The 534-nt window shown below is 59.4% G+C and carries 1 protein-coding gene; it reads right to left on the bottom strand.

Translation table 11 applies throughout. From position 1 onward, the window contains the following. Window positions 1-233: hypothetical protein (locus tag D1614_RS28775; RefSeq protein WP_206610206.1), on the bottom strand; the 233-nt coding region annotated here is incomplete at its 3' end. Window positions 234-534 lie beyond the last annotated feature (301 nt).

The raw sequence follows: 534 nt of genomic DNA, 5'->3' as shown, positions 1-534 counted from the left end.
CCGCCCGGCCCTTGTGCCTGCTTGTTACCGCAGGCTGCAAGTGCCACCACCATGAATGCGGCGGCAGCGAGTTGGTGATAACGGCGGGTGTTCGTCATAGATGACCCCATGTGGCGATAAGCGGAATGCCGGGTGCCGGAACGCCGCGCAAACGAGTGCGACGCCGGCAAGCCGTCAGCGAACCAAAAAAACACAAAACGAAAACGTCCGATGCTAGCTGCATCTCGCGGCATGCGATATGGCCTTTGCGACGAACTCGCAACAACCCGGACCAGAATGCTAAGAAGCAGGCGCGATCGGCAGTCGGTCTCCACCCCTGGGGACGACTGACTCGAAGTCAGCCCCAGGCTGCCTGCCCGCATGAATGTGGCGCATACGCCGATGGGCAAGTGACGGAGTGCGCGCTATTATAGATACGTTCGCGTATGTATGTAAGTGTCGCCTTCAACGGACAGGGACTTCGTTGACACCTTTCCTGAGTTCGCTGCAATGACGGCGATCAAGCGAACTTGCAGCGGATGCGCGCCTCGACAG

The organism is Maribellus luteus, assembly GCF_003576475.1.
Taxonomy (GTDB): domain Bacteria; phylum Bacteroidota; class Bacteroidia; order Bacteroidales; family Prolixibacteraceae; genus Draconibacterium; species Draconibacterium luteum.
This window is presented reverse-complemented; position numbering and strand designations above follow the sequence as displayed.